We start from the raw sequence: 5278 nt of genomic DNA, 5'->3' as shown, positions 1-5278 counted from the left end.
GCTGCCGATTTGCCGCCTGCGGCCTCCCCATCCCCCGATTCGCTCACGCCAGCCGGCGAGGTCGTCGCTGGCACGCCACCCACCTCAGCCGCAGCCACTGGCCTCACTGCCCGTGCCCTGGCGGCCGCCGGCGCCGCCGACCGCGCTGAACGCAAGGGCAAGGCGGCACCGCTCTCTGCCGCGTCCTCTCCGCGCCAGAAGCTGGCGCACGCCATCGAAGCCGCCACCGCCGGTCCGCGCCTGTGGGAGGCGCCGCGCATCACCCAGCTCAAGGACAACACCGGCTACGGCCGCCAGATCTACAAGGTCGAGACCGGACTGAGCACCTATTGCCTCGTGGTCGAGTCCAACCACGCGCTCGACGGCCGCGACGTGATCCGCGACGGCATCAACAAGAAAACCGTCAGCTGCCCCATCGAATTCTGAGGAGCCCTGAGCTGATCCGTTAGGTACGCTACCGCACACTGCGCGCGCGGGCCGGGACGTACACTGGGACTTTGCAAATTGCCAAGTCTCGATGACTTCCCTCATCGCCGTCCTCGACCGCATCGACCCTGACAGCGCCCGCGTCGACACGCTGGTCTCGCTGGTGGACGCGCTGCGTCCGCGCCGCGCGTCCGATGTGGCCAGAGCCGCCGCCAACGTCCGCACCTTGACCCAGCTGCTGCGCGGGGATCCGCGGCGTGCCGCGGACCTGCGCCAGTACCTGACCAACCTGCTGGTCCACCGCCGCCACACCAGCCTGTACACCGACATCGGCATCCTCTCCAACGACGGCTTCTTTACCGAGCTGCGGCGCCGCCTGTCCTACCGCGCGCTGCCGCCCGCGCTCAACGACCTGTACCTTTCGGACACGGTGGACCAGGTCCTGAGCCGCCACGACGACCACGTGTGGATCAGCGGCGTGCCGGCGGCCGACTGGTACGACCTGTTCGACGTGATCGCCAGCGCCGAGGGCCCGCGCGGCGAAGCCAGCAAGGCCACTTTGCTCGGCCTGCTCGACGCGATCCGCACCCTCTCCTGCCGCGTCTGCGCGCTGGGCCTGGAGCCGCGCCTGATCCGCAGCCACCTGGAGATCGAAGACTTCGATTCGCCCTTCCTGATGCAGAACATCGAGGTCAACAAGTACCTCGACGACTACGGCCGCCTGCTGACCGGCGAGACCGAGCAGATCGAAGACGCGCGCCATCTGCTGGTCATGCTCGACCAGTGCATCGAGGTGGTGAACAAGGTGCGCAAGAACGCCCTCAAGCACGGCACCAGCATCCCGCTCACCTATCTATTGGTGGCGCTGGACCAGAGCATCGACCGCCTGCGCAAGCTGCTGTTCCTGGTCGATATCTCCGGCGAGCTGCCGCAGCCGCCCACGGTGGACCTGCAGGAGGTCGCCAGCGAAGTCCAGCCCGCCGCCAACGAGGAGCGCCCGGTCAGCCTGCACCAGGCGGCCGCCATCGCGCTGGCGCTGGAACTGATCGAAGCGCACAACCAGCGCTACGCGGTGCGCGACCTGTTCCGCGACAACATCAACCTGCTGGCCCGCAACGTGACGGAGAACGCCAGCCGCACCGGCGAACACTACGTGGCCGACACCCGGCGCGAGCTGCGCCACATGTTCGGCTCGTCCGCCGGCGCCGGGCTGGTGGTCGGCTTCATGGCGCTGTTCAAGATTTTGCTGTCCAAGCTGCGCATGGCGCCGCTGGTCGAAGGCCTGGTCTACGGCCTCAACTATGGGCTCGGCTTCGTGTTGATCCATGTGCTGCACTGGACGGTGGCGACCAAGCAGCCCGCCATGACGGCCTCGCGCATCGCCGCCGAACTGCACAGCACGGACCAGCGCACCATCGATGTCGAGGCGCTGGCCGAGCTGATCAACAAGGTGATCCGCACCCAGTTCGTGGCGGTGCTCGGCAACCTGATCACCTGCATCCCGACCGCCTACATCATCGCGGTGGGCTGGAAGCTGGCCACCGGGCACCACTTGGTCGCGCCCGAGAAGGCCATGCATCTGTTGCAGGATGTCGACCCGATCCACACCCCGGCCCTGTTCTACGCGGCCATTGCGGGCGTGTGGCTGTTCGTGGCCGGGCTGATCTCCGGCTACTACGACAACAAGGCTGTCTACACGCAGATGGCGCAGCGCGTGGAGCAGCTGCGCTGGCTGCGCCGCCTGCTGGGCGAGAAGCGGCGGCGGCGCCTGGCGCTCTATCTCGAAGACAATCTCGGCGGCCTGATGGGGAACTTCTACTTCGGCATGCTGCTCGGGCTCACGGGCGCGATCGGCTACGGGCTGGGACTGCCGCTGGACATCCGCCACATCACTTTTTCCTCGGCCAATTTCGCCACCGCATTCGTCGGTCTCAATCATGAGATGAGCCCGGAGCTGGCCGCGACTTCCATCGCGGGCTTTCTGGCCATTGGCCTCGTCAACCTGATCGTCAGTTTCGGGCTCGCGCTGTGGGTGGCGCTGCGGGCGCGGCGGGTCAGGTTCCGGCACGGCGGCAACGTCGTGCGCGCACTCGGGCGGCGCTTCATTACCACGCCGCTGCAATTCTTCATCGGACCGCCCAGCCGGGCACAAGGAGAGTCGTCATGAAACGGATTCATGCCTGGGCGCGCCTGGGCGCGTGGGTTGGTGCGCTGGTGCTCGCCGGCGGCTGCCGCACCCTGCCCGAAGTGCCGGACCTCTCCGACCAGGCCCGCGCCACACCCACGGTGGCGACCTCCAAGGGCGCCATGGCCCCGTCACGCGCCAAAGCCCTGCTGCAGAAGCGCTGGGCGCACGCGGCGCCGGACCTGAAGACGCTGGCCGCGCAGGAGGAAGCCGCGACCGGCGTGCCCCTCATCGCGGGCAACAAGGTGACGCTGCTGTTCGACGGTCCGCAGACCATGCAAGCGATGATGGACGCGGTGGCGGCCGCCAAGGACACCATCAACCTGGAGACCTACATCTTCGACCAGGACGAGATCGGCCTCAAGTTCGCGGACCTCCTGATCGAGCGCCAGCGCGCGGGCGTGAACGTGAACATCATGTACGACAGCGTGGGCACGCTCACCGTACCGCAGGCCTTCTTCGACCGCATGCGGGCGGCTGGCATTCATCTGCTGGCGTTCAACCCCGTCAATCCGGCCAAGGCGCGCGGCAAATGGGAGGTCAACAACCGCGACCACCGCAAGCTGATGGTGGTCGATGGAAAGGTGGCATTCACGGGCGGCATCAATATCAGTAGCGACTATGCGAACAGCTCGCTGTTCCGCAGCCGCAGCAAGCCGGCGGACGAAAAGGACGTCGGCTGGCGCGACACCCATATCCGCATCGAAGGGCCGGCGGTGGCGGCGCTGCAGTACAGCTTCATCGACAACTGGGTCAGCCAGGAGGCGGGCGAGCTGCCGGAGCGGAACTACTTTCCACCGCTGGCGCCGGCCGGCGACAAGATCGTGCGGGTGCTGGCGACGCGGCCGGACCGCGGCTTCGAGATCTACAAGGCCTTCCTGGTGTCGATCCAGGAGGCCAAGAAATCGATCCACATCACCTCGGCCTACTTTGTGCCGGACCGGCAGATCATCGAGGCGCTGTGCGCGGCGGCCAAGCGTGGGGTGGATGTGCAGCTGATCCTGCCGGGGGTGTCGGACCACGGACTGGTGTTCCACGCGGGGCGGGCGTTCTATGATGAGCTGCTGTCCAATGGCGTCAAGATCTACCAGCTGCAAGTGGCGGTGCTGCATGCCAAGACGGCGGTGATCGACGGCGCGTGGTCGACGGTGGGCTCGGCGAACCTGGACCGGCGCAGCTTCATGCACAACTATGAGCTGAATGTGGTGGTGCTCGATCCGGGGTTCGGGAACGATATGGAGGCGGCGTTCCGGGAGGACCTGCGCAACTCCAAGCAGATGACGCTGGAGGAATGGCGCAAGCGGCCGCTGTCCGACCGCTTGAAAGAGATGTCGACCAAGTTCCTCGACTACTGGCTGTAGCCGAAGTCAGGGGGTCTGTCCCCGCATGGGGACTGACCCCGGTGTTTTCAGCGCGGCGCCACGCGCCAGATGGTGTTGCTGCCGTCATCCACCACCAGCAACGCGCCATCCGCCGCGACCGTCACAGCGGCCGGGCGGCCCCACACCTCATTATCGTTCAGCACCATGCCGGTCATGAAATCCTCGTACTGGCCCGCCGGTTTGCCGTCCTTCATGCGCACGCGCACCACCTTGTAGCCAGTACGCAGGCCGCGATTCCAGGAGCCGTGCAGCGCGAGGAAGATGTCGCCGTCGTAGTCTTTCGGGAAGGCGTGCTGCGCGCCCTGCGGGGCGTGGTAGACGGTCAGGCCCAGCGGGGCCGAGTGGGCCTGGATCAGCAAGTCCGGCGTGGTCACCTTGTCCTTCAGGTCCGGGCGGACGCCGGCCAGGCGTGGGTCTTCGTGGCCGCCGATGTAGTACCACGGCCAGCCGTAGAACGCGCCCTGGCGCACCGTGGTCAGGTATTCGAACGGGATGTTGTCGCCGAGGGCGTCGCGCTCGTTGACGCCGCAGAACAGGTCGCCGGTGTCCGGATGCACGAGCAGGCCGACGCAGTTGCGCAGGCCGGTGGCGAAGGTGCGCTTGTGTTTGCCGTCTGGGTCGAAGGCGAGGACCAGGGCGCGGTCTTCCTCGTCGCCCCAGGCGGCGCCAAGGCCGTGCTGGCGCTCCCATTGCGCGAGCGGGACGTCCGGCTTGCGCGGGATCTCTTCCGCCACGTTGCTGGCGGAGCCGACGGAGACGAACATGGTCTTGCCGTCCTTCGAGAACTGCAGCGAGCGGGTGGTGTGGCCGCCGGAGGTGCCGGCCAGCTTGTCGACTACGGTTTCGGCGGCGGTGCGGGCCTTGGTGTCGCCCTTGGTGTACGGGATGCGGACGACGGAGTTGACGTTGGCGACGTACAGGTAGCGCGGGTTCGGGCCGGCCGGGTAGAAGGCCATGCCGTAGGGGCGGGTCAGGCCGGTGGCGAAGACGGTCGTGGTGCCGTCGGGGCGGACCTGGCGGATTTCGCCGGTGGCGGGGATGGACAGGAACAGGTCGCCGTTCGGGGCGCGGATCAGCAGGCGGCCGCGGGCGGGCAGCTTGGCGTAGGCGGTCACGCTGAAGTTATCGGGGACCTTGGGCAGCGCATTGTCCGGGCGGGCGGCGAGTTTGGGGCCGTTGCCCGCGCTGGCGGACGAGAACGGCTGCGGAAGGTCAGCCACTGTGAAGCGGTGGACTTTGCCAGGCGCGTCTTCGCTCCAGCTGCCGGCGCGGGCCGGGGTGGCGG

At 67.5% G+C, this 5278-nt stretch carries 4 protein-coding genes; 3 read left to right on the top strand and 1 reads right to left on the bottom strand.

The annotated features are described in order from the left end of the window. From E4L96_RS23745 to cls, 3 genes are all read left to right on the top strand, one after another. Positions 1 to 426: hypothetical protein (locus tag E4L96_RS23745; RefSeq protein WP_220433435.1), on the top strand; the 426-nt coding region annotated here is incomplete at its 5' end. A 91-nt stretch (positions 427 to 517) separates the two neighbouring features. Beyond that, entirely contained in the window at positions 518 to 2593 is a 2076-nt protein-coding gene (locus tag E4L96_RS14150; RefSeq protein WP_135207871.1) for a site-specific recombinase, read from the top strand. Then, positions 2590 to 3972, top strand: coding sequence for a cardiolipin synthase (gene cls / locus E4L96_RS14145; protein ID WP_135207870.1), 1383 nt, complete (start codon positions 2590 to 2592; stop codon positions 3970 to 3972). The genes E4L96_RS14150 and cls overlap by 4 nt, the downstream gene beginning before the upstream one ends. 47 nt (positions 3973 to 4019) lie before the next feature. Here the strand turns inward: cls and E4L96_RS14140 are convergent. Next, positions 4020 to 5278: PQQ-dependent sugar dehydrogenase (locus tag E4L96_RS14140; protein ID WP_135207869.1), on the bottom strand; the 1259-nt coding region annotated here is incomplete at its 5' end.

It is taken from the genome of Zemynaea arenosa, from assembly GCF_004614185.1.
In the GTDB taxonomy this organism is placed as follows: Bacteria; Pseudomonadota; Gammaproteobacteria; order Burkholderiales; family Burkholderiaceae_D; genus Telluria; species Telluria arenosa.
The sequence above is the reverse complement of the archived record's forward strand: the minus strand, read 5'-3'. Positions and strand labels throughout refer to the sequence as shown.